The 24,901-nt window shown below is 62.1% G+C and carries 22 protein-coding genes; 10 read left to right on the top strand and 12 right to left on the bottom strand.

From position 1 onward, the window contains the following. Positions 1-166: 166 nt before the first annotated feature. The 8 genes from A7317_RS26670 to A7317_RS26635 all read left to right on the top strand — a co-directional run bounded on the left by A7317_RS26670 (position 167) and on the right by A7317_RS26635 (position 9,174). A complete protein-coding gene (locus A7317_RS26670) occupies positions 167-2,089 on the top strand; it encodes a putative nucleotidyltransferase substrate binding domain-containing protein (RefSeq protein ID WP_172831362.1) in 1,923 nt (640 codons plus the stop codon). Next, a complete protein-coding gene (locus tag A7317_RS26665; protein WP_069077131.1) occupies positions 2,086-2,793 on the top strand; it encodes a PolC-type DNA polymerase III in 708 nt (235 codons plus the stop codon). The genes A7317_RS26670 and A7317_RS26665 overlap by 4 nt, the downstream gene beginning before the upstream one ends. Before the next feature lie 98 nt (positions 2,794-2,891). After that, complete coding sequence (locus A7317_RS26660) at positions 2,892-3,410, top strand: RNA polymerase sigma factor (protein WP_041161036.1); 519 nt, start codon at positions 2,892-2,894, stop codon at positions 3,408-3,410. After that, on the top strand, positions 3,407-4,375 hold the full coding sequence (locus A7317_RS26655; protein WP_024077767.1) for a FecR domain-containing protein: 969 nt from the start codon (positions 3,407-3,409) through the stop codon (positions 4,373-4,375). Before A7317_RS26660 ends, A7317_RS26655 begins: the two co-directional genes overlap by 4 nt. A gap of 204 nt (positions 4,376-4,579) precedes the next feature. Beyond that, the gene (locus A7317_RS26650; RefSeq protein ID WP_069077130.1) at positions 4,580-7,009 is read left to right on the top strand and encodes a TonB-dependent siderophore receptor; all 2,430 of its coding nucleotides are present in this window, start codon (positions 4,580-4,582) and stop codon (positions 7,007-7,009) included. A gap of 63 nt (positions 7,010-7,072) precedes the next feature. Then, positions 7,073-8,176 carry a PepSY-associated TM helix domain-containing protein gene (locus tag A7317_RS26645; protein WP_069077129.1) on the top strand — a complete coding sequence of 368 codons (1,104 nt, stop codon included), beginning with the start codon at positions 7,073-7,075 and terminating at the stop codon, positions 8,174-8,176. Then, entirely contained in the window at positions 8,173-8,355 is a 183-nt protein-coding gene (locus A7317_RS26640) for a hypothetical protein (protein ID WP_069077128.1), read from the top strand. The genes A7317_RS26645 and A7317_RS26640 overlap by 4 nt, the downstream gene beginning before the upstream one ends. 189 nt (positions 8,356-8,544) lie before the next feature. Continuing rightward, positions 8,545-9,174: a glutathione S-transferase gene (locus tag A7317_RS26635; protein ID WP_069077127.1), complete on the top strand. Its 630-nt coding sequence runs from the start codon at positions 8,545-8,547 to the stop codon at positions 9,172-9,174. Between the two features lie 186 nt (positions 9,175-9,360). On the opposite strand, the gene creD is transcribed toward A7317_RS26635, so the two are convergent. The 4 genes from creD to A7317_RS26615 are packed head-to-tail and all read right to left on the bottom strand — an operon-like array spanning position 9,361 to position 13,404. Continuing rightward, complete coding sequence (gene creD, locus A7317_RS26630) at positions 9,361-10,734, bottom strand: cell envelope integrity protein CreD (RefSeq protein ID WP_024077773.1); 1,374 nt, start codon at positions 10,732-10,734, stop codon at positions 9,361-9,363. A 52-nt stretch (positions 10,735-10,786) separates the two neighbouring features. After that, positions 10,787-12,226 (bottom strand): two-component system sensor histidine kinase CreC, encoded by a 1,440-nt coding sequence (gene creC / locus A7317_RS26625; RefSeq protein ID WP_069077126.1) that lies wholly within the window; start codon positions 12,224-12,226, stop codon positions 10,787-10,789. Then, positions 12,226-12,894, bottom strand: a complete 669-nt coding sequence (creB, locus tag A7317_RS26620) for a two-component system response regulator CreB (protein ID WP_069077125.1) — start codon at positions 12,892-12,894, stop codon at positions 12,226-12,228. The genes creC and creB overlap by 1 nt, the downstream gene beginning before the upstream one ends. A gap of 9 nt (positions 12,895-12,903) precedes the next feature. Then, entirely contained in the window at positions 12,904-13,404 is a 501-nt protein-coding gene (locus A7317_RS26615; protein WP_024077776.1) for an ATP-dependent zinc protease, read from the bottom strand. Positions 13,405-13,577: 173 nt separating this feature from the next. On the opposite strand from A7317_RS26615, the gene A7317_RS26610 reads away from it, so the two are divergent. Then, complete coding sequence (locus A7317_RS26610; RefSeq protein ID WP_069077124.1) at positions 13,578-14,465, top strand: acyltransferase; 888 nt, start codon at positions 13,578-13,580, stop codon at positions 14,463-14,465. Here A7317_RS26610 and A7317_RS26605 read toward each other — a convergent pair. Beyond that, the gene (locus tag A7317_RS26605; RefSeq protein ID WP_024077778.1) at positions 14,462-15,034 is read right to left on the bottom strand and encodes a DUF2780 domain-containing protein; all 573 of its coding nucleotides are present in this window, start codon (positions 15,032-15,034) and stop codon (positions 14,462-14,464) included. The genes A7317_RS26610 and A7317_RS26605 overlap by 4 nt on opposite strands. A gap of 136 nt (positions 15,035-15,170) precedes the next feature. On the opposite strand from A7317_RS26605, the gene A7317_RS26600 reads away from it, so the two are divergent. After that, the gene (locus A7317_RS26600) at positions 15,171-15,629 is read left to right on the top strand and encodes an anti-sigma factor (protein ID WP_024077779.1); all 459 of its coding nucleotides are present in this window, start codon (positions 15,171-15,173) and stop codon (positions 15,627-15,629) included. A gap of 75 nt (positions 15,630-15,704) precedes the next feature. Here the strand turns inward: A7317_RS26600 and fdhA are convergent, their stop codons facing one another. From fdhA to glyA, 7 genes are all read right to left on the bottom strand, one after another. After that, positions 15,705-16,904, bottom strand: a complete 1,200-nt coding sequence (fdhA, locus tag A7317_RS26595; RefSeq protein WP_017847873.1) for a formaldehyde dehydrogenase, glutathione-independent — start codon at positions 16,902-16,904, stop codon at positions 15,705-15,707. A 181-nt stretch (positions 16,905-17,085) separates the two neighbouring features. After that, positions 17,086-17,943, bottom strand: a complete 858-nt coding sequence (gene purU / locus A7317_RS26590) for a formyltetrahydrofolate deformylase (RefSeq protein ID WP_024077780.1) — start codon at positions 17,941-17,943, stop codon at positions 17,086-17,088. A 142-nt stretch (positions 17,944-18,085) separates the two neighbouring features. After that, positions 18,086-18,718, bottom strand: coding sequence for a sarcosine oxidase subunit gamma (locus A7317_RS26585; RefSeq protein WP_024077781.1), 633 nt, complete (start codon positions 18,716-18,718; stop codon positions 18,086-18,088). Between the two features lie 122 nt (positions 18,719-18,840). Then, positions 18,841-21,858, bottom strand: a complete 3,018-nt coding sequence (locus A7317_RS26580; RefSeq protein WP_024077782.1) for a sarcosine oxidase subunit alpha — start codon at positions 21,856-21,858, stop codon at positions 18,841-18,843. Next, positions 21,855-22,157 (bottom strand): sarcosine oxidase subunit delta, encoded by a 303-nt coding sequence (locus A7317_RS26575; protein WP_024077783.1) that lies wholly within the window; start codon positions 22,155-22,157, stop codon positions 21,855-21,857. Before A7317_RS26575 ends, A7317_RS26580 begins: the two co-directional genes overlap by 4 nt. Before the next feature lie 15 nt (positions 22,158-22,172). After that, a complete protein-coding gene (locus A7317_RS26570) occupies positions 22,173-23,423 on the bottom strand; it encodes a sarcosine oxidase subunit beta (protein WP_010207084.1) in 1,251 nt (416 codons plus the stop codon). A gap of 22 nt (positions 23,424-23,445) precedes the next feature. Then, positions 23,446-24,699: a serine hydroxymethyltransferase gene (glyA, locus tag A7317_RS26565; protein WP_024077784.1), complete on the bottom strand. Its 1,254-nt coding sequence runs from the start codon at positions 24,697-24,699 to the stop codon at positions 23,446-23,448. Positions 24,700-24,901 lie beyond the last annotated feature (202 nt).

The raw sequence follows: 24,901 nt of genomic DNA, 5'->3' as shown, positions 1-24,901 counted from the left end.
GAAAGTTTGCCTAGTGGGTGTTCTACGGGGTTTGGACGATAGCCATGTAAGGTTTTTCCCTAGATTTACACCTCGTTGGTCGACCTAGACTTACGTCCAATGGGCACCCGCCGCGCAGGAGTCGACCATGCAGGACGATAACGACAAAAAAATTGCGGTCATGGTTATGAGTAAAGCTGATGCTTTCGCCCAGGCAGGAAAAACAGCGGTATTGCAGAATATCCACGGCACCCTGCAGTTCCTGCAACGCTTCCCGCCGTTCAACCAGATGGAAAACGCCCACCTGGCATTTCTGGTGGAACAGTGCCAATTGCGCTTCTACGCCCCCGGCGAGAGCATCCTCAAACCGTCGGGTGGGCCGGTCGAGCACTTCTATATTGTCAAACAGGGCCGGGTGGTCGGCGAAAGGCCCGACTCGGCCGAAACCACCTTCGAAATCACCACCGGCGAGTGCTTCCCCCTCGCCGCACTGCTTGGCGAACGAGCGACCCGCACCGAGCACAAGGCGGCCGAAGACACCTTCTGCCTGCAACTGAACAAACCGGCTTTTATCAAACTGTTCGCGCTGTCCAGCCCGTTTCGCGACTTTGCCCTGCGCGGCGTCAGCAGCCTGCTGGACCAGGTCAACCAGCAAGTGCAGCAAAAAGCCGTGGAAACCCTCGGCACCCAATATTCCCTGAACACCCGCCTGGGCGAATTGGCCATGCGCCATCCGGTCACGTGCAGCCCCGACACACCGCTACGCGAAGCGGTGACGCTGATGCATGAGCAACAGGTCGGCAGCATCGTGATCGTCGACGAGCACAAGGCGCCCTTGGGGATTTTCACCCTGCGTGACCTGCGCCAGGTGGTGGCCGACGGCACCAGCGATTTCACCCAGGGCATCAAAGGGTCTATGACCCAGGCGCCGTTCTTCTTGACCCCGGACCATAGCGCCTTCGACGCCGCCATCGCCATGACCGAGCGGCATATCGCCCATGTGTGCCTGGTTAAAGACCAGCGCCTGTGTGGGGTGGTGTCCGAGCGCGATCTGTTTTCCCTGCAACGTGTCGACCTGGTCCACCTGGCCCGCACCATTCGTAACGCCCCCCGGGTGGAGAACCTGGTGGCGATACGCGGCGAGATCGGCCAGTTGGTAGAACGCATGCTGGCCCATGGGGCATCATCCACCCAGATCACCCACATCATTACCCTGCTTAACGATCACACCGTGTGCCGGGTAATCGAGCTGACCCTCGCCGAAAAAGGCGACCCCGGCGTGCCGTTCAGTTGGCTGTGTTTCGGCAGTGAAGGCCGTCGCGAGCAGACGCTGTACACCGACCAGGACAACGGCATTCTGTTCGACGCCAAGGACGCCGCCGAAGCCGCCGAGATTCGTGGCCGCTTGTTGCCGCTGGCGCAGCAGATCAACCAGAGCCTGGCGCTGTGTGGCTTCAGCCTGTGCAAGGGCAATATCATGGCCGGCAACCCGGAGCTGTGCCTATCGCGAGCCGAATGGGCACGCCGGTTTGCCGCGTTTATCCGCGAGGCGACGCCGGAGAACCTGTTGGGCTCGAGCATCTATTTCGACCTGCGGGTGGTGTGGGGCGACGAGCAAGGCTGCGAGCAACTGCGCCAAGGCATTCTCGACCAGGTCGCGGACAACCGGCTGTTCCAGCGCATGCTCGCCGAAAACGCCTTGCGCCAACGCCCGCCGGTGGGACGTTTTCGCGAGTTCGTGCTGACGCGCAAAGGTGGCGAGAAAGCCACGCTGGACCTCAAGGTGCAGGGCCTCACGCCGTTTGTCGACGGTGCGCGCCTGCTGGCCCTGGCCAACGATGTCCACGCCATCAACACCCTGGAGCGTCTGCGCCAGCTGGTGGCCAAGGGCGTGATTGAACCACTGGATGGTGCCGCCTATGAAGAGGCGTACCACTTTATCCAGCAAACCCGCATGCAGCAGCACCAGTTGCAGACCCGGGAAAACCAGGCGTACTCCAACCGTGTCGACCCCGACAGCCTCAACCATCTGGACCGACGTATCCTGCGCGAATCCCTGCGCCAGGCCCAGCGCCTGCAAAGCAGCCTGACCTTGCGGTATCAACTGTGAGCCTGTTCGGTTGGCTGCGTGCGGCAAAACCCGGACTGGACGCGGCGCAACAGCGGCGCCTGGAACAGTTACCCAAACCTGCGCCGCTGGGCGACGTGTCGCTGCGTCAGCAGCGCTGGGTGGTGGTCGACCTGGAAACCAGCGGCCTGAACCTCAACCGCGACCTGGTGCTGTCGATCGGCGCCGTGGTGATCGAGGACGGCGCGGTGGATTTTTCCCAGCTGTTCGAGCGCACCCTGCAACGCACCGAGACCAAGCTCAGCCCCAGCGTACTGATCCACGGCCTTGGCCCCAGCGCTATCGCCGCCGGTAGCGACCCGGTGGAGGCGCTGCTGGATTTCATGGAGTTCGTCGGCGACAGCCCGCTGCTGGCCTTCCATGCACCGTTCGACCAACACATGCTCGGCCGCGCGCTCAAGGACAGCCTGGGTTACCGCCTGGCCCATCCGTTTCTCGACGTGGCCGACATCGCGCCACTGCTGTGCCCCGAGGCGAACATACGCGAAGCCGGGTTGGACCACTGGCTCGAGCACTTCAACCTGCAAGTCGGTGAACGCCACCACGCCAGTGCCGATGCCCTGGCCACGGCGGAACTGATGCTGATCCTGTTCAGCCGCGCGCGCCAGCAGCAGATCGACACCCCCCAAGCATTGCAAGAGCGTTTGAGCCAATGGAAACGGCGTAAACAAGCGCCATCGTTTTAATAGCAACCGCCCGACAGACACCAATTGCGCCCGCCCCACGCCTCTGACACAATCGCGAATAATTCTCGTTAGTTTAAACTTGTTTATTCGGTGATGCCTTGTCGTCGGTCCAGTCCCCACACAGTGAGCTTGTTGGCGCGTTGTATCGCGACCATCGCAGCTGGCTGCTGGCCTGGCTGCGCCGTAACGTGGCCTGCCCAAGCCGCGCAGAAGACCTGAGCCAGGACACCTTCATGCGCCTGCTGTGCCGTGCCGAGTTGCGTGAACCCCGCGAGCCCCGGGCGTTCCTGGTGGCGATCGCCAAAGGCCTGCTGTTCGACTACTTCCGGCGCGCCGCCCTGGAGCAGGCCTACCTCACCGAACTGATGCTGATCCCGGAAAGCGAACACCCCTCGCCGGAAGCACAGCAGTTGATCCTCGAAGACCTCAAGGCCATCGACCGCCTGCTCGGCAAGCTGTCGAGCAAAGCCCGCGCCGCCTTTCTCTATAACCGCCTCGACGGCCTCGGCCACGCCGAAATCGCCCAGCGCCTCGGTGTGTCGGTACCGCGGGTGCGCCAGTACCTGGCCCAGGGCATTCGCCAGTGTTATATCGCCCTGTATGGCGAGCCGTTGTGAGCGCGATCAGTTCAAAACCGGTTTCGGCCCGTGTGCTGGATGCCGCCATTGCCTGGCAACTGTCCCTCGACTCCGGTGACGGCAGCCCGGTGGAGCAGGAAGAGTTCGCCAAATGGCTGGCCAGTGATGAAGAACATGCGCGCGCCTGGCGCCAACTGGGCATGCTTGACCAGCGTTTCAGCATGGCCTCGGGCCCGGCGCGGGCGGCGTTGCTGCAATCGCGCGAGGGCATTCGCCAGCGCGTCCGCAAGCTTGGCAGCGGCCTGGCGAGTATTGCGCTGGTGTGCGGCCTGGCCTTGTTTGCCGGTGAACGCTACGTGCCGATTCACTATTGGCTGGCCGACCAACGCACCGCCACCGGTGAACAGCGCACGCTGAAACTGGCGGACGGCACGCTGATCAACCTCAATACCCACAGCGCCATTGACGTGCGTTTCGATGAACAGCGCCGGCTGATCGTGCTGCAGGAAGGCGAGATCCTCGTCGAAACCGGCCACCACGATGCGCGTCCGTTTTATGTGCAAACCCGCGACGGCAACCTGCGAGCGCTGGGTACGCGGTTTATCGTCAAGCGCGAAGACCACGCCACACGCCTGAGCGTGCTGCAATCGGCGGTCGCTGCCCAGCCCGAGGCATTGCCTCAGGAACAGATTTTCAAGCAAGGCCAGCAAGTACTGATGCGCAGCGACGGCCTCGGCCCGCTGCTGGCCGTCCCCCCCGCCACCGACGCCTGGACGCGCGGCATGCTGGTGGTCGACAACGCGCGCCTGGAAGATGTGGTGGCGGAACTGAGCCGTTATCGCCGCGGCCACCTGGGTGTGGATAAATCCGTGGCCGACCTGCGCATCACCGGCAGCTTCCCGTTGCATGACACCACCTTGGCGCTCAACGCGTTGTTGCCGACCTTGCCGGTGCAGATCGAGCAACACACGCCGTGGTGGGTGACGGTCACGGGTAAGCCTTAGGTTCTGTGTAGCTGGGCTATCGCTATCGGGGGCAAGCCCCCTCCCACATTTTGAGGTGGGAATACCTTCAAATGTGGGAGGGAGCTTGCTCCCGATGAGGCCCGCAAGCACACCGCAAAAAATAGTTTCACCCGGCCCTATCACTTTTCGATTCTCGTTCGGCACCTAGGCAATTGAGAAATATTTCCATTCAGGAGCCGCCGTATGTCCCGCATGCTAGACACTTTGTTGCGCCCCAGCCTGTTAGCCGTGGCCATTGCCCTCAGCACACCGCTGGCCAGCCCTGCGCTGATCGCCGCCGAACAAACCTCCAGCCTGCGTGCCTACAACCTGCCCGCCGCGCCCTTGGCCAGCACCTTGAACCAGATCGCCAGCCAGGCCGGCCTGGCGCTGACCCTCAACCCGACGCTGGCCTCGGGCAAGACCTCGGCGCCGGTTAAAGGCCAGTTCGATGCACCGGGCGCGTTGCGCGAAGCGTTGCGTGGGACCGGGTTGCAGTTGGAGCAGAGCAGTGCCGGCACGTACACCCTGGTGGCGATTCCTGAGGGTGTGGTGGCATTGCCGATGACCAACATCACCGGCCAGGGTGATGCGGAAAGTGCCTGGGGGCCCGTAGACGGCTACGTCGCGACTCGCACCGCCGCCGGGACCAAGACCGACACCGCGCTGGTCGAAGCACCGCGCTCGATCTCCATTGCCACCCGCGAGCAAATGCAGGACCGCAACGTCCAGAACCTGGATGACGCGGTCAAGTACATGCCCGGTATTGTGTCCGCCAGCTACGGCAGCGACACCCGCTACGACTGGATGCGCGTACGCGGCTTCGAACCTACGCAATTCCTCGACGGGCTGCCCTTGCCGCGCGGCGTGTACGCCAACCCGAAAGCCGAAACCTGGAACCTCGACCGCCTCGCATTGCTGCGTGGCCCGGCCTCGTCGGTATACGGCCAAACCCCACCGGGCGGCCTGCTGGACATGGTCAGCCGCCGTCCCAGCGCAGAATCAAGCCATGCCATCCAACTGCAATACGGCAGTGACAACTACCGCCAGATCAACTTCGCCAGCACCGGCAAGATCGATGATGAAGGCCAGTTCCTCTATGGCCTCAGCGGCGTGGTGCGCGATGCCGGCACCCAGGTCGATCACATCGACAACAAGCGCTACAACATCGCGCCCAGCCTGACCTGGAACATCGACACCGATACCAAGCTGACCCTGTTGTCGCAGTTCACTCGCGACGATACCGGCACCACCAGCCAGTTCATGCCGATCCAGGGCACCAAGATCAAATCGCCGCTGGGCGAGGTCTCCCACCACAAAAACCTGGGCGACCCGGACTACGAGTTCTACGACCGCACCTACTACGCGCTGGGCTATGCCTTCGAGCATCGTTTCAACGATACCTGGCAGTTCAAGCAGAACCTGCGCTACACCAAGTCGGAGTTGTCGTTCCAGCAACTGACCGTCGGTTCCTACGCGTTCTCCCCGGCTGATGCCGCGGGCAATATCAGCCGCTCGACCACCAACGTTGACGAAAACATTGGCCAGTTCGCTGTGGATAACAATTTCCAGGCCGACTTTGCCACCGGCGACATCACCCATACCCTGCTGCTGGGCCTGGATCACCAGCGCACCGATACCTCCTATCGCGCGATATACGGCACAGCCTCGGGTATCAACATTTTCAACCCGGTCAACACCCAGCCAACCCTGCGCCCGACAGATGTCAGGCCGTTTTACGACTACAACCAGAAAACCGTGCAAACCGGCCTCTACGTGCAAGACCAGATGGCCCTGGATAAGTGGCGCCTGACCTTGGGCGGGCGTGAGGATTGGGTGCATCAGGGCACCACCTACTTCAACGATAGCGATGCGACCAACACCGACCGCATCAAACACTTCAGTGGCAACGCGGCGCTCAGCTATGTGTTCGACTCGGGGTTCGTCCCCTACGTATCGTACGCCGAGTCATTCCAACCGGCGAGCAACGCAGATACAAACGCGCTCAAGACATTCAAACCAACGGAAGGCAAGCAATGGGAAATGGGGGTCAAGTACCAGCCGCCCGGCTCCAATACGCTGTTGAGTGCGGCGGTCTACGACCTGACCCAAAAGAATGTGCAGGTGACCACCCTCGGTGCGGGGGGCCAGCAAATCAACGACCAGACCGGTGAAGTGAAGGTCAAGGGCCTGGAGCTGGAAGCGGTGTCTGACGTAAGCGAAAACCTCAAGGTCATTGCCGCCTACACCTTGGCAAAGTCGGAGGTGCAAAAAGGTATCTACAAAGGCAACCGCCTGACATTGATGCCTGATCAACAAGCCTCGCTCTGGACTGACTACACCTGGCACAGCGGCGTACTGGACGGTTTCGGCATCGGCTTGGGCGCCCGCTACACCGGCAATACCTATGGCGACCAGGCCAACACCTGGCTGGGCAAGGCTAACGCCTACACCGTGTTCGACGGCGCGGTGCATTACGACCTCGGCCGCCTCGACAACAGCCTGAAGGGCGCGTCGGTGAAATTGAATGCCACCAACCTGTTCAACAAGGACTACCTGTCGACCTGTGACGGCAACTACTGCTACTTCGGCGACCAACGCAGCGTCGTCGCCAGTGCCACCTACCAGTGGTAATCAGCTGAGTCAGCACCCAGGCCGCCCCTGTGGGCGGCCTGGGTGTGTCTGAAGGCTATACACATGAAAAGCAAAACCATCCGCCGCTGGTCCTTCGTCCACACCTGGAGCAGCCTGATCTGTACGGTGTTCCTGCTGCTGCTCGCCCTCACCGGCCTGCCGCTGATCTTTCACCATGAGATCGATCATCTGCTGGGCAATGAGCCGCAACTGCAAGCGATGCCCGTCGACACCCCGCAGTTGAACCTGGAACAACTGGTGGCCAAGGCCCAGGCCCATCGCCCCGGTGAAGCCCTGCAATACCTCGCCTGGGACGAAGACGACAAGAACGGCGTGATCGCGATCATGGCCGCCACCGCCGGCACCGAGCCCAACTCATCCCACACCTTCATGCTCGACGCGCGCACCGGCGAAGCCGTGGAGATGCCGTCCGCGAACGGCGGGCTGACGCTGTTCCTGCTGCGCTTGCATGTGGATATGTTCGCCGGTCTGCCGGGCAAGTGGCTGCTGGCGTTCATGGGCCTGCTGTTTGTGGTGGCCATCGTCTCGGGTACGGTGCTGTACCTGCCGTTCATGCGCCGCTTGAAGTTCGCCACCGTGCGCCAGGACAAGTCCACGCGCCTGCGCTGGCTTGACCTGCACAACCTGATCGGTGTGGTCACCCTGACCTGGGCGCTGGTGGTCGGCGTGACCGGGGTGATCAGCGCCTGTGCCGATTTGATCATCGCCGCCTGGCGTACCGACAGCCTCAGCGCAATGATCGAACCCTACAAGAACGCCCCGCCGCTGACCCAACGCGCACCGGCCACCGAGCTGCTGAAGATTGCCGCCGAGGCAGCACCCGGCATGCAGCCGGACTTTATCGCCTTCCCCGGCACGCGCTTTTCCAGCGAGCACCATTACGCGGTGTTCATGAAGGGCAGCACGCACCTGACCTCGCACCTGCTCACACCGGTACTGATCGACGCCAGCACCCTGGCCGTCACCGCCATCGCCGCACGGCCGTGGTACATGGACGCCATGGGCATGTCCCAGCCCCTGCACTTTGGTGACTATGGCGGCATGCCGATGAAGGTCCTGTGGGCGGTGTTGGATGTGCTGACCCTCATCGTGCTGGGCAGTGGCATTTACCTGTGGGTCGTGCGGCGCAAGGCAGGCAAGGCATGAAGCCAAGGCAGTCGAGTTTCTGGAAGGTGTTTGGCATTCCGCTGGGGATCGGCCTGCTCAGCGCCGCCGGGTTATTTGCAGCGTTGCTGGGGGATGGGGGGTGGGATTCGTTGAGTTGGGTGGGGTTGGGCATACCGGCTGCCATTGGTAGTTGGGCGTTGTTCAAGCGGCGTGGCTGAGGGCGCTATCGGGGGCAAGTCGAATCGTCGCACCGCCCCTCCCACATGCGTTCTGCGCTCGTCATGACGACTCGGTCAACTGTGAGAGGGGGCTTGCCCCCGATGAGGCCCTCAAAAACCCCCGCACTCCCCCTCGCCAGCCACCGCGCAACCCTCTAGGCTAGCCACAGCCCATTCAGAGGAATGCCCATGTCCGCTCCCAGCATGACCTTGTTCCATAACCCCGCTTCCCCGTTCGTACGCAAAGTGCGCGTGTTGCTGATCGAGACCGGCCAGCAGGACCGTGTAGCGTTGCAGGCCTGCATGCCGACACCGGTCACCCCTGACGCGCAGGTGGTACAAGGCAACCCCGTGGGCAAGATCCCGGCCCTGCGCCTGGCCGACGGCAGTGTGCTGCACGACAGCCGGGTGATCCTCGATTACCTCGACCACCAGCATGTCGGCAACCCGCTGATCCCTCGTGACGGCTCGGCCCGCTGGCGCCGCCTGACCCTGGCGTCGCTGGCCGACGGGATCATGGATGCCGCCGTGCTGGTGCGTTACGAGACCGCCCTGCGTCCAGTGGAAAAACACTGGGCACCGTGGCTCGACGAGCAGCGCAACAAGATCCGCCGCGCCGTCGCCGAACTGGAGCAGGATGCCATCGCCGAACTGGCCAGCCACTTCGACATTGCGTCCATCAGCGTGGCCTGCGCCCTGGGCTACCTCGACTTCCGCCACCCGGACCTGCAATGGCGCTCGGATAACCCCAAGCTTGCCGCCTGGTACGCCGAAGTCAGCCAACGGCCTTCGATGCTGGAGACCCAGCCGCCGACCTGATGTTCACACCGACCCAATGTGGGAGCGGGCTTGCCCGCGATCGCGGTATGTCATTCAGCACATCTGTTTCTGAACCACCGCTATCGCGGGCAAGCCCACTCCCACATTGGACGGTGGTGGTTTTGAGGAATGTGGCGATCCTTGCGGCTAACTGCGCCCCTACTTGCTGATCCTCCCGCAACCCGATCATTGCACCGCCTCTAGGTCGAACGTCAACGGCTCGGCCGGCTTGCGCTTGCCCACGCCATACCAGTCCAGTTTGCGCGTCAGCACCATCACCGTACCCAGCAGCCCGAACAGCAGCAGCGAGCCCATCAGCAGCGCGTAATCCTCGGCACTCAACAACCCGTACAGCAAGCCATACAACGCCGCCAACCCCGCCGAAAACCCCATGCCATGGGCAACGCTGCGCAGCACATGGCACACGTAGAAACCGATCAACAGCACGCAGGCACTTGCCGATATCAGGTACGCCAGGGCAAAGCCCAGGTGCTCGGACAATGACAACAGCAGCAAGTAGAAAAATGCCAAGGCAACACCCACCAATGCATATTGAATCGGGTGCACCGCCAGGCTCTTGAGCACTTCGAAGAGGAAGAAACCGGCAAAGGTCAGGGCGATAAACAGCAGCGCGTATTTGATCGCGCGGTCGCTCTTGAGGTACTGGTCCACCGGGTCGATGAAGTTCACGCCAAAGCTGCGGTTGTTGAAGTCGTTGCAGCCCTGCCCGTCCAGGCAGGTTTGCAGGGCTTGTTCGAGGTTGGTGGAAAAGAAGGAGGTCTGCCAGTTGGCCGTGAAGCCGTTGTCAGTCACTTCGCGCTGGGCCGGCAGGAAGTTGCCGATAAAGCTGGGGTGCGGCCAGTTGGAGGCCAGGGACACCTGACTGGTCTTGCCCACCGGCACCACTTGCAGTTGCTCGGTGCCTTGCAGGCGCAGGTCGAAAGCAAAGTCGATCACACCTGGCTTTTTACTGTCCTGCTCCGGCAACGTCACATGCACGCCCTCCCCCAGCCAGTCCACTAGGGAGCCTGGTTCGAATTCCAGGCGCTGGCCGCCCAGCTCCAACTTCAGCGCATTTTCGATGCCGCGAATGTCGCTGATGCCCACTGCCAGAAACGCCGCTTCAAAACGGTAATCGGCGAAGTCTTCGGTGATACCCAACTGTGCAGGCAGCTCGAAACGCCCACTGATACGGTTGTCGGCATGGAACAGCCGCGCCTGGTAAATACCCCGTGCGCGCAGTTCGGTCTGCACTTTGCCGTCGAGCTCAAAACGGTCCGGCAGGAAATACAGACGACCCCGCTCTTCACGGGTGACCTCGTAGCGCTTGTTGAGTTTTTCATTGAACTTCCACTCGCGCACGGTCTTGCGATACGGCACCACCATCACCGGGCCGGTGAGGCGCTGGGCATAGCTGGAGCTGCGGGCGATGTCCATCAGGACACCATCGCGCAGTTGCTGGCGGTCGCTGATGATGCCGTTGATCATCAGCAACGGAATCAGCAACAGCAGGATCAGCAGCGCAATCGCGCCAAGTTTGAAAAGCAGGCTGCGGTTCATGGGGTCTCTCCCTGTTTTGATGGGGAGAGTCTGCGCAGCCCATGTGGGCGATTTATGTGGGCAATGTGGAGACTGTGTGGAGATGCAGCACCACTTGCACGCCACCAGGTACATTGCCGATCTGCAAGGCGCAGCCGTGCAGCTTCATCACTTCCTCGACAAAATTGAGACCCAGGCCGGTGCTCTTGCGCCCGCTGGCCGGTCGCGGCAACGAGTAGAAACGCTCGCTCAGGCGCGGCAAGGCGTAGTCGGGAATCGCCGCGGCCTGGTTAAACAGGCTGATCTGTACATCGTTGTGCCGGGTGTGTGCGCTGAATCTCAAGACGCCACCAGGCGGGGTGAAGTCCAGGGCATTGTCCAGCAGGTTGCCCAGGGCCTGGCGCAGCAGGAAGGGCTCGCCGAACACCTGCACATCGGCGGCAATCGTCTGTTCGACTTGCAGCCCAGCGCCTTCAATTCGCGCACATTGGGCGTTGAGTACAGCATCGACCAAGGCCGCCAGCGGGATGCTCACCTGTTCTTCCAGGCCCTGGCGCTGCTCCACCTGCGCCAGGCTCAGCAGACGCTCGATCAACTGCTGCAAACGCGCGCTTTCGCTGTCGATATTGCCGACGAAGCGCTGCTGCTGCTCACGGGTCATATCACCCTGCAACAGCTCCGCCGCGCCGCGAATTGCGGCCAATGGGCTTTTCAATTCGTGGGTCAGGGTGTGCACGTAATGCTCGACGTACGCCTTGCCCTCCAACTGCGTACGCATATGCTCCACGGCGGTGGATAACTGCTTCAGCTCGCCGCCGCGGTAATGCGGCAACTCGGCACGCCGGCCTTCGCTGACGGCTTCGGCGTAGGCGGTCAGGCGCCGCAGGGCAACGCTCAACCACCACGACAACACTGCGCCCAGCAGCAAGCCGAGGATGACCAGCCCGGCGCCGTACCAGAGCAGGCGCCGCTCGGTGCGGTCGATATACGGCTGCAATGAGCTGTTGGGCTTGGCCACGGTGACCACGCCGATGATCTGGCCATTGTCGCGAATCGGCGCCCCCACGTGCATCACCGAGGAGGTGGGGTCGTCGGCTTCGCTGCGGGTGGAGCGCGCGCCGTATTCACCGCGCAGGGTGAGGTACACATCGTTCCATTTGGAGTAGTCCTGGCCCACCGCTTCGCCACTGGAGTCAAGCAACACCTTGCCCTGGGCGTCCGTCACGTAGATGCGATGGTTGACTTGGTTTTTCGGCAGGCCCCAGATGGTCGCGCCGGGCTGGCGGTTGCCGTAGGCCTTGAGCAGCTCCGGCCAGTGGCTTTGGCCGAGGGTGCCATTCCTGACGTCATCGCGCAGGACTTCAGCCAGCAGGTTGGCCGTATCCACCAGGGTTTCTTCGGTTGACTGGCGCACGCCGGGGCGTATTTCCTTCATCACCGTATTGAGCACGAAGTAGCCGGTCAGGCCGATGAACAGCGCATACACCAGGAAAATCCGCAGCCCCAGGCGCATCAGCTGTGGCTCGGGCTGTAACTGTAGCCGAGGCCGCGATGGGTCTGGATCGGCTCGGCATCGGCGGCCACGCTGCGTAATTTGCTGCGCAGGCTCTTGATATGGCTGTCGATATTGCGCTCATAGCCGGCATCGGCGGGCACGCCCACCGCGTCCAGCAGTTGCTCGCGGCTGAACACGCGCTCAGGTTGCTCCAGCAGGCTTTGCAGCAGGCGAAACTCATGGCGCGTCAGGCTCAAGGGATGGCCGCGAAAGCTGATCTGCATGCGCTCCAGGTCGACCTGGAACACAGCGGGCGCCACGCCGGGGCCGACACGCTTGAGGATCGCCCGTACGCGCGCCGCCACTTCCCGCGGGCTGAACGGCTTGACCACATAATCGTCGGCACCGATCTCCAGCCCCACCACCCGATCGATCTCGCCATCCCGTGCACTGAGGAACATCACCGGCACCTCACTGAAACGGCGCAATTGCTTGCAGGTTTCAAAGCCGGTGATGTCCGGCAGGCCGATGTCGAGAATGATCAGGTCGGCCGGGGTCTGGCGTTGATGGGCCAACGCATCCTGGCCAAGGCTCAGCCAGGTGGTGGTGAAACCCTCGCCTTGCAGGGCGAAAATCAATGTGTCGGCTATCGCCGCTTCGTCTTCGACAATCAGGATGTGGGGCATGGGTTCAAATCAGCAGTCCGGTTTGTCGGCCGTGTAACGACGGGCCGGGTTGACCGCCGCGCCGAACTCACGCAGGGCCTTGGCGCCGATCAGCAACGGGTAGTTGAAGCTGCTGCGGTCGGTGAGGTTGACCTCGACGGTACGCTTGACGTTACCCAGGCACATTTCCAGGTCGATCACCGGGCGCTTGGCCACGGTGGCTTCGTCTTTTTCGTCGTCTTCGTCGGCGCGGCTCTTGATCTTGCTGATGCGCGACACCTTGTGCTCGTAGACTTTGTTGCCGGCGTCTTTACCACCGAGGCGGAAGCGCACCCAGTCGTCGCCATCACGGGTAAACGTCTCAATATCCCGGGCCGACAGTGAGGCGGTCAGCGCGCCGGTGTCCATCTTGGCCTTGAAGGTTTCGCCGATCTCCGGCAACTGGATGTATTCGTAGCGACCGTAAAGGGTCGGCTCGGCGGCCATGACAGGCAGGGCAGCCAGGGCGAGGGAGGCAAGAAGCAGTTTCACGAAGTGATTTCCTCGGAAAGAAGTAGGCGGATTCTAGACCGCAAAGACAGCACTTAGTTAGTCACCCCCACCATAACCGGCACATTGTGAAACATTCGTACGGCCATTTGCGATTTGGCCTATAGACTCAGCTTGCTTATGATGGCCCGCCCACAAGATTCCAAGAGTTACTTATGCGCCGCCTGCTCACCGGCTGTTTGGTCACACTGCTGCTATTGCTCAACACCTTGGTGCTGTTTGGCCCACTGATGGTCTTTGCCCTGCTCAAGCTGGTGGCCCCAGGGCGGTTTCGCGACTATGCCTCATGGGCGGTGATGTGGATCGCCGAGACCTGGGCCGAGATCGACAAGCTTATTTTCTCCTTGTGCATCCCCACCCGGTGGGACATTCGCGGCGGCGACGAACTGCGCGGCGACACCAGCTACCTGGTGATCAGCAACCACCAATCCTGGGTGGACATCCCGGCGCTGATCCAGGCCCTCAACCGCCGCACGCCGTTCTTCAAATTCTTCCTGAAAAAAGAGCTGATCTGGGTACCCTTCCTCGGCCTGGCCTGGTGGGCGCTGGATTACCCGTTCATGAAGCGCTACACCAAGGCGTTCCTGGCCAGGCACCCGGAACTGGCCGGCCAGGACCTCAAGATCACCCAGCAAGCCTGCGAGCTGTTCAAGCGCCAGCCGGTGACGGTGGTCAATTACCTGGAAGGCACGCGGTTCAGCGAGGCCAAGCGCAAGCAGCAGGATTCGCCATTCACGCACTTGCTCAAGCCCAAGGCGGGCGGCGTGGCGTTTGTGCTGGCGGCCATGGGTGAACAATTGGACGCGGTGCTTGACGTAACCGTGGTCTACCCGCAGCAAAAGATTCCGGGGTTCTGGGATTTGATCAGCGGCGCGGTACCGAAGGTGATCATTGATATCCACACCCGTGAGCTGGACCCGGCGTTGTGGCAAGGGGATTACGAGAACGATCCAGCGTTTCGCCAGAGCGTCCAGAACTGGGTGAACCAGCTCTGGAAGGAGAAGGATGCGCGCATCGCTCAACTGCGCGCAGAGCGTATTTAGCTACCGGTGCCCCAGGCCTGGGCCAGTTTACCCAGCAGCGAGCTGTTGGCACCCTGCCCGCCCAGGTATTGCAGGATCAGCGGGGCAAACTGGCCGACCATGCCACTGTCCATGCCCAGGGCACTGAACGCGGTATTCAGGTCGTTGGTGTTCTTCACGTTACCCAGCAGGCCGTCCAGGCCGCTGGTCTTGCTGCCACCGTTCTGGCCGAGCATCCCGCTCAAGGCCCCGAGGCTGCCCAATGCATTGTTGCCCGACAGTTGGTCAAGGCCCGGCACGCTGTTACCCAGTTGCGAATAGTCGTTGCCGCTCAGTTTGTTCTTGGCCAGGCCCAGCATGGCGCCCGTACCGCCCACGGCTTGTTCGGGGGTGATGTTCAGTTGCGAGGTCAGCGTGGTCAGCAGGTCCGCCGTCTCGGACGACGGTGCGGCGGCTGCGGCCTTGTTGTTACCCCCTTGCATGCCGGAGATGGCATTGGCCGCGTCGCCAAGGCTGAACCCTGCGGCAAACACCGGGGCGGCGGCCAGGCTCATCAGGCAGGAAAGGGCGAAACCGCGTGAAATCTTCATCGAAACAACCTCTGGATGTAGGGGTAAAAGCAGACGTTTGACTGGGTATCCGGCACATTGTTCCGAGGCGTCCCAGGAACCCAATGGCTGGGGCAGAGTCAATGAAATGACTCCAAAACCTGTCAGGAACAATTCCATGAGCGCGACCCGCCCCCCCATGATTGAGCCAAAACCACCCTTCTGGAGCCGTCCACGCCTGTTTATCGGCGTCTGCGTGGCCGTGATCGCCGGCCTCGGCGTCGCGTTCTACACTCAGGACAACGTCAAGTCCACCGCCACCCTGATCACCACCACCCAACAGCCGGCGGCGCAGATCATGGCGCACAAGGATTACCTGGAAGTGCAACCCATCGCCATCACCACACCCGCGCCGGACCAGAGCCTGGAACTGTGGGCGATTCCCAATGGCGGCAAGCCCGTGTCACTTGGGCTGTTACCGGAAGATGGCGAAGGCATCATCGGCTTGAACCCAAGGCAGCAGGCCTCGATCAGCAAGCCCGTGGAATTGATGGTGAGTGCGGAGAGCAAAGGGGGCTCGGTGAGCAAGCAACCGACGGGCCCGACCGTCTACCAAGGTGCCTTGGCCAACCGTTGAGATCCCAAACACCACAACCCAAATGTGGGAGGGAGCAAGCCCTCTCCCACATTTGGGTTTTCGTATGCCTGGGATTTATGCCGCGCTGAACAACTTATGCGGATCAATCACAAACTTCTTCGGCACGCCCGCATCGAACTCGCCATACCCACGCGGGGCGTCATCCAGGCTGATGACTTCAACCCCCACGATGTCGGCGATGTGAATGCGGTCCCACATGATCGCCTGCATCAGCTGGCGGTTGTACTTCATCACCGGGGTCTGGCCGGTATGGAAGCTGTGGGATTTGGCCCAGCCCAAACCGAAGCGGATGCTCAGGCTGCCCATTTTTGCGGCAGCGTCGACAGCACCTGGGTCTTCGGTGACATACAGACCGGGAATGCCGATCTTGCCCGCCACGCGCACCACGCCCATCAGTGAGTTGAGCACCGTGGCAGGGGCTTCGTGCTTGACGCCGTCGTGCCCGTGGCCGCGGGCTTCGAAGCCCACGCAGTCAACGGCACAGTCCACTTCAGGCTCACCCAGCAGGGCGGCGATCTGTTCGTGCAGCGGGGTGTCGGTGGACAGGTCGACCACTTCAAACCCTTGCGCCTTGGCGTGGGCCAGGCGGATAGAGTTGACGTCGCCGATAATCACCACCGCCGCGCCCAGCAGGCGCGCGGAGGCGGCGGCAGCCAGGCCGACAGGACCGGCACCGGCGATGTACACCGTGCTGCCTGGCCCCACGCCGGCGGTGACGGCGCCGTGGTAGCCGGTGGGCAGGATGTCGGAGAGGCAGGTCAGGTCGCGGATTTTCTCCATGGCCTTGTCGCGGTCCGGCAGTTTCAGCAGGTTGAAGTCGGCGTAGGGCACCAGTACGTATTCAGCCTGGCCACCGGTCCAGTCGCCCATGTCGACGTAGCCATAGGCGCCGCCGGCACGGGCCGGGTTGACGGTGAGGCACACACCGGTGTGTTGTTCTTTGCAGGAGCGGCAGCGGCCGCAGGCGACGTTGAAGGGAACGGAAACCAGGTCGCCGATCTTCAGGTTTTCGACGTCACTGCCCTTCTCGATCACTTCACCGGTGATCTCGTGACCGAGCACCAGGCCGGTCTGGGCAGTCGTGCGGCCACGCACCATGTGTTGGTCGGAGCCGCAGATGTTGGTGGAGACCACGCGCAGGATGACGCCGTGCTCAATCTTCCTGCCACGGGGGTCCTGCATTTTGGGATAGTCGATTTTCTGTACTTCGACCTTGCCGTTGCCGAGATACACGACACCACGATTACCAGACATGCTTTCACCTCGCTGTTGTTTTTATGGAACTGCGTTGCCCGTAGGGTGGGCAGCGCGTTGAGTGCTCGGGTACAGATGCTGTTTCTTGTGTTGTTTGTGAGGGCCTCATCGGGGGCAAGCCCTCTCCCACATTCGACCGCATTCCAAATGTGGGAGAGGGCTTGCCCCCGATTGGCGTCAGTCAGAGCACCACCGTCCTATTGGCGTTCAGAAACACCCGCCGCTCAATGTGATACCCCACCGCCCGGGCCAAGGTAAGCCCTTCGATATCGCGCCCCTTGGCAATCAAATCCTCGGGATAGTGGCTGTGATCCACCACCTCCACGCCCTGGGCGATGATCGGCCCTTCGTCCAGATCGTTGTTGATGTAATGCGCCGTGGCGCCGACCAATTTCACCCCCTTGTTGTACGCCTGGTGATACGGCTTGGCGCCCTTGAACCCCGGCAACAAGGAGTGATGGATATTGATCGCCTTGCCATCCAGCTTGCGGCACAGCTCCGGCGACAGCACTTGCATGTAGCGCGCAAGGATCACCAGTTCGGCGCCGGTCTCTTCGATCACTTGCCACACCTGACGCTCCTGGGACGGTTTGTCGTTCGGGTCGAGAGGGAAATGGTAGTAGGGAATCTGGTGCCAGTCGGCCAACGGTTTCAAATCAGGGTGGTTGGACACCACCGCGACCACGTCCATCGACAGTTGGCCGATCCGCTGGCGGTACAGCAGATCGTTCAGGCAGTGATCGGCCTTGGAGACCATGATCACCACTTTTGGCCGGTAGTTCGGCGCCGTCAGCTCGAAGATCATGCCAAAGGCTTCGCCGCGCGTGGCCAGGCCGGCGCGAAACGCCTGCTCGTCGAAACCGTCGGGCTGACGGAACTCCACGCGAATAAAAAATCGGCCCGAGAGGCGGTCATCGAACGAGTGGTGCTCGGTCACATAACAGCCCTGCTCGAACAGGTAGCGGGTGACCGCGTCCACCGTGCCGAGCACGCTGGGGCAGTCGGCAGTCAAAATCCATGTATCGGGTGCGCGGCTCATTACAGTTAACTCCTCATACAGCGATGCTGCTGACTGTAGGAGCGAGCTTGCTGGCGAAAAATCCAAGGGCGCCGCGTTCATTCAGGATGCGCGCGTTATCGTTGACGTTTTTCGCGAGCAAGCTCGCTCCTACAGGGTCATATCAGGCTTGAACGCTCAGGCCGAATTCAGCCGAGGCGTCCTGCAACCACAGCCACCAGTAATCCGAGAAGCTGCGACGGATCACCAGCTCCCAGGTGTCTTCAGCGGTATGGCGGATCACCAGTTGCGACTTGGCGAACACCGTGCCCACCGCCTTGCCCACCGGGAAGTTATTGGGGTGCACGTCGTAGCTGGTGGACTTCATCAGCACATCACGCACGTTCGGGCCGCTCAGTTCGAGGATCTGCTGGCCGCCGCTGACGTTGACGACCTGGATATGCAGGTCGCCCAGCGCAGCACGCAGGTTTTGTTCGGCGGCGAATTCTTCACCGCTGGGCACGACCAGCAGCCACTCATCCGGGCCGAGCCATTGCAAGCTGGTTTCGCCTTTGACGATGACCTGCAGGGCGCCAGGCAACTCGATGCCCAGGGCTTTGTGTACGCCAGCGGCGAAGGCGGCGTCATGGCCGTCGCCACGGATGGTCAGGTGGCCGAGCAGTTTCTTTTCACGCACGGTCACGCCGGCGTTCTTGCGGCCCTTGCCGACCAGGCTGGCGAGGTCGGCATGGTGCAGCGACGACTCGGCCTTGGCGCCGGTGGTGGGGCGTTGTTGGTAAACATTGGCTGCTGTCATAAAGCACCTGTTTTGAATTCTGTGGTGACTGTTCTGGCCTCATCGGGGGCAAGCCCCCTCCCACATTTGGAATGCATTCCCTGTGGGAGGGGGCTCGCCTGCGATGCAGGCGACCCGGTCTATCAGATGTTCTGCCGCTCGCCTTTCGGGTCAAAGAACACCGAAGACACGATCTCCGCCTCGATCACACTGCCATCCGCTTGCGGCGAGAACACCCGCTCACCGATACGCTTCAAGCCGCCCTTGACCACCGCCATCGCAAACGAATAACCCAGGGAGTTATGCGCATAGCTGGAGGTGACGTGGCCAACCATCTTCATCGGAATCGCCTGCTTCGGATCGAACACCAACTGCGCGCCTTCCGGCAGCCACACTTTTGGATCGACCGGCTTCAAGCCCACCAGTTGCTTACGCTCTTCGCGCACGCAGTCTTCACGGTTCATGCCGCGCCAGCCGATCCACGAGAACGGTTTGGTGCGGCCTACGCACCAGCCCATGTTCAGGTCGTCCGGGGTCATCGAGCCGTCAGTGTCCTGGCCAACGATGATGAAACCTTTCTCGGCACGCAGTACGTGCATGGTTTCGGTGCCGTACGGGGTCAGGTTGTACTTTTTGCCCGCCTCGACGATTTGCTCCAGCACGCCCATGGCGTAGTCGGCCTGCACGTTGACTTCGTACGACAACTCACCGGTAAACGAGATACGGAACACCCGCGCCGGCACACCGCCAACCAAGCCTTCCTTCCAGGTCATGAACGGGAAGCCGTCCTTGTCCAGGTCGATGTCGGTGACTTCCGCCAACAGCTTGCGGCTGTTGGGACCGGACAGGGTCATGGTCGCCCAGTGGTCGGTGACCGAGGTGAAGTACACCTTCAGGTCCGGCCATTCGGTCTGCTGGTAGATTTCCAGCCACTGGAGTACGCGAGCCGCGCCGCCGGTGGTGGTGGTCATCAGGAAGTGGTTGTCGGCAAGGCAGGCGGTGACGCCGTCATCGAAGACCATGCCGTCTTCCTTGCACATCAGGCCATAGCGCGCCTTGCCCACGTCGAGCTTGGTCCAGGCGTTGCTGTAGATGCGGTTGAGGAACTCACGCGCATCCGGGCCCTGGATGTCGATTTTGCCGAGGGTGGAGGCATCCAGCAGGCCGACGCTGTCGCGCACGGCCAGGCATTCACGTTTCACGGCGGCGTGCAGGTCTTCGCCATTGCGTGGGAAGTACCATGGGCGTTTCCACTGGCCGACATCTTCAAATTCGGCGCCGTTTTTAACGTGCCAGGCGTGCAGCGCGGTGTAGCGCACCGGCTCGAAGATATGCCCACAGTGACGGCCCGCTACCGCGCCGAAGGTCACCGGCGTGTAGTTGGGACGGAACATGGTGGTGCCCATCTGCGGGATGGTCACGTTCAGCGAGCGCGCGGCAATCGCCAGGCCGTTGACGTTACCCAGCTTGCCCTGGTCGGTGCCGAAACCCAGCGCGGTGTAGCGCTTGACGTGCTCGACCGACTCGAAACCCTCGCGGGTAGCAAGCTCGATGGCGGCGGCGGTGACGTCGTTTTGCAGGTCGACAAATTGCTTCGGCGCCCGTGCGGTAGCTTTCTCGTGAGGCACTTGGAACAGCGCCAGGGTCGGCTCTTCAAGACGGCTCAAGGCTTTGGGCAACGTGCCTTCCACCGGGGTAAAGCCGGCTTCGCTGGCCGCGCGCACGCCGCCTTCAAAACCGTCCGCCAGGGAATCGCCAAGGCCGTAGACGCCATTGATGCCACCGACGCACACGCGTTTCTGCGGGGCTTCGCCCGGTACAAAACCGAGGATGTCTTCACGCCAGGTCGGTTTGCCGCCCAGGTGCGAGGCCAAGTGGACCACCGGGCTGTAGCCGCCGGAGCTGGCCACCAGGTCGCAGTCCAGCCACTCGCCGGGGCTGGTGACTTTGTGGGCTTTCACATCGATGGCAGCCACGCGAGCGGCGGTGACGTGCTTACTGCCACGGGCCTCGATCACGGCGCTGCCAGTGAGGATACGAATGCCTTTGGCGCGCGCTTCTTCCACCAGCGCGCCACGTGGGTTGTGACGGGCATCGGCCACGGCGACCACCTGCAGGCCAGCGTCAAACCAGTCCAGGGCAACGCGGTAGGCGTGATCGTTGTTGGTCGACAGCACCAGTTTCTTGCCCGGTGCCACGCCGTAGCGGCGCACGTAGGTGGAGACCGCGCCGGCGAGCATATTGCCCGGTACATCGTTGTTGCCGTACACCAGCGGACGCTCACACGCACCGGTCGCCAGGACCACACGCTTGGCACGCACACGGTGGATGCGCTGGCGCACCTGGCCAATCGGTGCACGGTCACCGAGATGGTCGGTCAGGCGCTCGTGAATGGTCAGGAAGTTATGGTCGTGGTAACCGTTGACGGTGGCGCGGGGCAGCAGCACCACGTCCGGCAGGGCTTTCAGTTCGGCGATAACGCTGGCGACCCATTCCGTGGCGGGCTTGCCGTCGAGGCTTTCGCGGGAGTCGAGCAAGGAACCGCCGAACTCTTCCTGCTCATCGGCGATGATCACGCGGGCACCGCTGCGCGCGGCGGCCAGTGCAGCCGCCAGGCCAGCAGGGCCGGCGCCGACCACCAGCACGTCGCAATGACGGTTGAAGTTGTCGTAGGTGTCCGGATCGTTCTCGGTCGGCGAGCGGCCAAGGCCGGCAGCCTTGCGGATGTACTTCTCGTAGGTCATCCAGAACGATTGCGGGTACATGAAGGTTTTGTAGTAGAAACCCGGCGGCATCAGCTTGCCGCCGACCTTGCCAAGAATGCCCATCATGTCGTTGTTCACGCTCGGCCAGCCGTTGGTGCTGGTGGCAACCAACCCCTGGTACAGCGCCTGTTGCGTAGCACGCACGTTGGGAATCTGGGTGGCTTCGGTGGCACCGATCTGCAGCACCGCGTTCGGCTCTTCGGCGCCGGCGGCAAAGATGCCGCGTGGGCGCGAATACTTGAAGCTGCGGCCGATGATGTCGACGCCGTTGGCCAGCAATGCAGCGGCCAGGGTGTCACCTTCGAAGCCTTTGTAGCTCTGGCCGTTGAAGCTGAAGGTCAGGACTTTGTTACGGTCGATCCGGCCACCGTTGGACAGGCGATTGATCTGGCTCATACCTTCTCTCCAGAAGCCTTGGCGGTGAATTGCGGCTTGCTGCCAATCTTGTAGGTTTCAAGAATTTCGTAGGTCACGGTGTCGCGGGTCGCGTTGAAATACTGGCGGCAACCGGCGGCGTGAATCCACAGTTCGTGGTGCAACCCACGCGGGTTATCGCGGAAGAACATGTAGTCGCCCCACTCTTCATCGGTGCAGGCGTTCGGGTCCAGCGGGCGCGGGATGTGCGCTTGGCCGGACGCGTGGAATTCCTCTTCGGAGCGCAGTTCGCCACAGTGAGGACAGAAGATATGCAACATAGGGAATTTCTCCTGTTAGTGGGCGACGGCCGCAGCGCCGTGTTCGTCGATCAATGCACCGTTGTGGAAACGGTCGATGGAGAAAGGTGCAGCCAATGGGTGCATCTCACCTTTGGCCAGGCTGGCGGCAAACACGTTGCCTGAGCCTGGGGTGGCCTTGAAGCCACCGGTACCCCAACCGCAGTTGAAGAACATGTTCGGCACCGGGGTCTTGGAGATGATCGGGCAGGCATCCGGGGTGGTGTCGACGATACCGCCCCACTGGCGGTTCATGCGCACCCGCGACAGCACGGGGAACATCTCGACGATGGCCTGGATGGTGTGTTCGATCACCGGGTACGAGCCGCGCTGGCCATAGCCGTTGTAACCGTCGATACCGGCGCCGATCACCAGGTCGCCCTTGTCGGACTGGCTGATGTAACCGTGCACGGCGTTGGACATGATCACGCTGTCGATAATCGGCTTGATCGGCTCCGACACCAACGCTTGCAGCGGGTGGGATTCGATCGGCAAACGGAAGCCGGCGAGGGACGCCATGTGCCCGGAGTTACCCGCGGTGACCACACCGACGCGCTTGGCGCCGATAAAACCCTTGTTGGTTTCCACGCCGATGCACACGCCGTTTTCCTTGCGGAAGCCGATCACTTCGGTCTGCTGGATCAAGTCCACGCCGAGGGCGTCGGCCGCACGGGCAAAGCCCCAGGCCACGGCATCGTGACGGGCCACGCCGCCGCGACGTTGCACGGTGGCGCCGAGTACCGGGTAGCGCGTGTTTTTCGAGCAATCCAGGTACGGAATCTCGTCGGCCACTTGCTTGGCATTCAGCAACTCGCCATCCACGCCGTTAAGGCGGTTGGCGCTGACGCGACGTTCGGAATCACGGATGTCCTGCAGGGTGTGGCACAGGTTGTAGACGCCACGCTGGGAGAACATCACGTTGTAGTTCAGGTCTTGGGACAGGCCTTCCCACAGTTTCATCGCGTGTTCGTACAGGTGCGCCGACTCGTCCCACAGGTAGTTGGAGCGCACGATGGTGGTGTTGCGCGCGGTGTTACCGCCGCCCAGCCAGCCTTTCTCGACCACGGCCACGTTGGTGATGCCGTGCTCTTTGGCCAGGTAGTAGGCGGTTGCCAGACCATGCCCGCCGCCGCCGACGATGACCACGTCGTAGACCTTTTTAGGGGTCGGCGTGCGCCACATCTTCTGCCAGTTTTCGTGATGGCTGAGTGAGTGCTTGAAGAGGCCGAAGCCCGAGTAGCGTTGCATAGTCATTACTCCAAAACCGCGCTCAGCGATAAACCGGGAAATCAGCGCACAGGGCAGACACGTGCTTGGCCACGTTGGCCTCGACGTCGGCATCGCCGAGGTTGTCGAGGATGTCGCAGATCCAGCCGGCCAGCTCGATGCACTGCGGCACTTTGAAACCGCGCGTGGTCACCGCCGGGGTGCCGATGCGCAGGCCCGAGGTCACGAACGGCGACTGCGGGTCGTTCGGTACGGCGTTCTTGTTGACGGTGATGTGGGCGCGACCAAGGGCGGCGTCCGCCTCTTTGCCGGTGAGGCCCTGACGGATCAGGCTGACCAGGAACAGGTGGTTATCGGTGCCGCCGGACACTACATCGTAGCCGCGTTTGATAAACACGCTGGCCATGGCCTGGGCATTGTCGATCACTTGTTGCTGGTAGGCCTTGAAGCCTGGCTCCTGGGCTTCCTTGAAGCACACCGCCTTGCCGGCGATCACATGCATCAGCGGGCCGCCCTGGGCGCCGGGGAATACGGCAGCGTTGAGTTTCTTCTCGATTTCTTCGTTGGCCTTGGCCAGGATCAAACCGCCACGGGGACCGCGCAGGGTCTTGTGGGTGGTGGTGGTGACCACATCGGCGTACGGCAGCGGGTTCGGGTACAGGCCAGCGGCGACCAGGCCAGCAACGTGGGCCATGTCGACGAACAGCAGCGCCCCGACCTTGTCGGCGATCGCGCGAAAACGTGGGAAATCCAGGGTCTTGGAGTAGGCGGAGAAACCGGCCACTACCATCTTCGGTTTGTGTTCTACGGCCAGGCGCTCGACTTCGTCGTAGTCGATCAGGCCGGTGTCGGTGTTGATGCCGTACTGCACGGCGTTGTACAGCTTGCCCGAGGACGACACTTTGGCGCCGTGGGTCAGGTGGCCGCCGTGGGCCAGGCTCATGCCGAGGATGGTGTCGCCGGCGTTCAGCAGCGCCAGGTAAACCGCACTGTTGGCGGAGGAGCCGGAGTGCGGCTGTACGTTGGCGTAATCGGCGCCGAACAGCTGCTTGGCGCGCTCGATGGCCAGGGCCTCGACCTTGTCCACGTGCTCGCAACCACCGTAGTAGCGCTTGCCTGGGTAGCCTTCGGCGTATTTGTTGGTGAGGCCGCTGCCCTGGGCTTCCATGACGCGCTTGCTGGTGTAGTTCTCCGACGCGATCAGCTCGATATGATCTTCCTGACGTTGCTCCTCGGCATTCATCGCCGCCAGCAGTGCATCGTCATAACCCTGGATCTGGTCTTTCTTGCTGAACATCGCGTCTCTCCCAGCCTTTCGTATTGTTGAGGCCCGTGCACGGTGGCATAGCCCTTTGATGCGATGGTAGGGCTGGCGCAGGCAGGTCAAATGCCTACGGACGCCACGCAAAGGTGCGTTTACGACATTGCCTGCAAATGACCCTGGCCCCTGTAGGAGCGAGCTTGCTCGCGAAAAACCTGAGGGCGCGGTATTCATTCAG

Source organism: Pseudomonas fluorescens, from assembly GCF_001708445.1.
Lineage (GTDB): Bacteria > Pseudomonadota > Gammaproteobacteria > Pseudomonadales > Pseudomonadaceae > Aquipseudomonas > Aquipseudomonas gorinensis.
The sequence above is the reverse complement of the archived record's forward strand: the minus strand, read 5'-3'. Positions and strand labels throughout refer to the sequence as shown.

Coding starts and splice junctions, on each gene's coding strand:
- A7317_RS26670 (WP_172831362.1), top strand. CDS start 167: ATGAGTAAAGCTGATGCTTTCGCCCAGGCAGGAAAAACAGCGGTATTG.
- A7317_RS26650 (WP_069077130.1), top strand. CDS start 4,580: ATGTCCCGCATGCTAGACACTTTGTTGCGCCCCAGCCTGTTAGCCGTG.
- A7317_RS26645 (WP_069077129.1), top strand. CDS start 7,073: ATGAAAAGCAAAACCATCCGCCGCTGGTCCTTCGTCCACACCTGGAGC.
- A7317_RS26640 (WP_069077128.1), top strand. CDS start 8,173: ATGAAGCCAAGGCAGTCGAGTTTCTGGAAGGTGTTTGGCATTCCGCTG.
- A7317_RS26635 (WP_069077127.1), top strand. CDS start 8,545: ATGTCCGCTCCCAGCATGACCTTGTTCCATAACCCCGCTTCCCCGTTC.
- creD (WP_024077773.1), bottom strand. CDS start 10,734: ATGAACCGCAGCCTGCTTTTCAAACTTGGCGCGATTGCGCTGCTGATC.
- creC (WP_069077126.1), bottom strand. CDS start 12,226: ATGCGCCTGGGGCTGCGGATTTTCCTGGTGTATGCGCTGTTCATCGGC.
- creB (WP_069077125.1), bottom strand. CDS start 12,894: ATGCCCCACATCCTGATTGTCGAAGACGAAGCGGCGATAGCCGACACA.
- A7317_RS26610 (WP_069077124.1), top strand. CDS start 13,578: ATGCGCCGCCTGCTCACCGGCTGTTTGGTCACACTGCTGCTATTGCTC.
- A7317_RS26605 (WP_024077778.1), bottom strand. CDS start 15,034: ATGAAGATTTCACGCGGTTTCGCCCTTTCCTGCCTGATGAGCCTGGCC.
- A7317_RS26600 (WP_024077779.1), top strand. CDS start 15,171: ATGAGCGCGACCCGCCCCCCCATGATTGAGCCAAAACCACCCTTCTGG.
- fdhA (WP_017847873.1), bottom strand. CDS start 16,904: ATGTCTGGTAATCGTGGTGTCGTGTATCTCGGCAACGGCAAGGTCGAA.
- purU (WP_024077780.1), bottom strand. CDS start 17,943: ATGAGCCGCGCACCCGATACATGGATTTTGACTGCCGACTGCCCCAGC.
- A7317_RS26585 (WP_024077781.1), bottom strand. CDS start 18,718: ATGACAGCAGCCAATGTTTACCAACAACGCCCCACCACCGGCGCCAAG.
- A7317_RS26580 (WP_024077782.1), bottom strand. CDS start 21,858: ATGAGCCAGATCAATCGCCTGTCCAACGGTGGCCGGATCGACCGTAAC.
- A7317_RS26575 (WP_024077783.1), bottom strand. CDS start 22,157: ATGTTGCATATCTTCTGTCCTCACTGTGGCGAACTGCGCTCCGAAGAG.
- A7317_RS26570 (WP_010207084.1), bottom strand. CDS start 23,423: ATGCAACGCTACTCGGGCTTCGGCCTCTTCAAGCACTCACTCAGCCAT.
- glyA (WP_024077784.1), bottom strand. CDS start 24,699: ATGTTCAGCAAGAAAGACCAGATCCAGGGTTATGACGATGCACTGCTG.